The organism is Rheinheimera sp. SA_1, assembly GCF_001669775.1.
Taxonomy (GTDB): Bacteria; Pseudomonadota; Gammaproteobacteria; order Enterobacterales; family Alteromonadaceae; genus Pararheinheimera.
In genome coordinates, this window is record NZ_LXWK01000008.1 from 1 (window position 1) to 1720 (window position 1720).

The 1720-nt window shown below is 51.4% G+C and carries 1 rRNA gene; it reads left to right on the top strand.

The annotated features are described in order from the left end of the window. Nucleotides 1-148: 148 nt before the first annotated feature. Nucleotides 149-1673: ribosomal RNA gene (locus tag A5320_RS01240) — 16S ribosomal RNA — on the top strand. Nucleotides 1674-1720 lie beyond the last annotated feature (47 nt).

A 1720-nucleotide genomic window follows, 5' to 3' on the forward strand; every position in this document is an offset into this window, starting at 1 on the left:
CACGCTCTTTAACAATTAGCAATCAATCATCTGTGTGGGCACTCGTGAAAGAAGATTCGCAAAACGAATTAACTGAGTATGAGTGACCAGATAGTAAAATATTTAGTCAGTAATACTGAGCATGTCATTTCGGTGACAGAAAAAACTTTAATTGAAGAGTTTGATCATGGCTCAGATTGAACGCTGGCGGCAGGCCTAACACATGCAAGTCGAGCGGGGTTTTCGGACCTAGCGGCGGACGGGTGAGTAATGCGTAGGAAGCTACCCGATAGAGGGGGATACCAGTTGGAAACGACTGTTAATACCGCATAATGTCTACGGACCAAAGTGTGGGACCTTCGGGCCACATGCTATCGGATGCGCCTACGTGGGATTAGCTAGTTGGTGAGGTAATGGCTCACCAAGGCGACGATCTCTAGCTGGTTTGAGAGGATGATCAGCCACACTGGAACTGAGACACGGTCCAGACTCCTACGGGAGGCAGCAGTGGGGAATATTGGACAATGGGCGCAAGCCTGATCCAGCCATGCCGCGTGTGTGAAGAAGGCCTTCGGGTTGTAAAGCACTTTCAGCGAGGAGGAAGGGAGTTGTGTTAATAGCACGGCTTTTTGACGTTACTCGCAGAAGAAGCACCGGCTAACTCTGTGCCAGCAGCCGCGGTAATACAGAGGGTGCAAGCGTTAATCGGAATTACTGGGCGTAAAGCGCACGCAGGCGGTTGGTTAAGTCAGATGTGAAAGCCCCGGGCTCAACCTGGGAATTGCATTTGAAACTGGCCAACTAGAGTATGTGAGAGGGGGGTAGAATTCCAAGTGTAGCGGTGAAATGCGTAGAGATTTGGAGGAATACCAGTGGCGAAGGCGGCCCCCTGGCACAATACTGACGCTCAGGTGCGAAAGCGTGGGGAGCAAACAGGATTAGATACCCTGGTAGTCCACGCCGTAAACGATGTCTACTAGCTGTTCGTGGTCTTGTACTGTGAGTAGCGCAGCTAACGCACTAAGTAGACCGCCTGGGGAGTACGGTCGCAAGATTAAAACTCAAATGAATTGACGGGGGCCCGCACAAGCGGTGGAGCATGTGGTTTAATTCGACGCAACGCGAAGAACCTTACCTACTCTTGACATCTACGGAAGTTTGCAGAGATGCAGATGTGCCTTCGGGAACCGTAAGACAGGTGCTGCATGGCTGTCGTCAGCTCGTGTTGTGAAATGTTGGGTTAAGTCCCGCAACGAGCGCAACCCTTATCCTTAGTTGCCAGCACGTAATGGTGGGAACTCTAGGGAGACTGCCGGTGATAAACCGGAGGAAGGTGGGGACGACGTCAAGTCATCATGGCCCTTACGAGTAGGGCTACACACGTGCTACAATGGTATGTACAGAGGGAGGCAAGCTGGCGACAGTGAGCGGATCTCTTAAAGCATATCGTAGTCCGGATCGCAGTCTGCAACTCGACTGCGTGAAGTCGGAATCGCTAGTAATCGCAAATCAGAATGTTGCGGTGAATACGTTCCCGGGCCTTGTACACACCGCCCGTCACACCATGGGAGTGGGTTGCAAAAGAAGTAGGTAGCTTAACCTTCGGGAGGGCGCTTACCACTTTGTGATTCATGACTGGGGTGAAGTCGTAACAAGGTAACCCTAGGGGAACCTGGGGTTGGATCACCTCCTTACCTAAAGCGGAACTATTTTGCGTAGTGTCCACACAGATGATTGATTG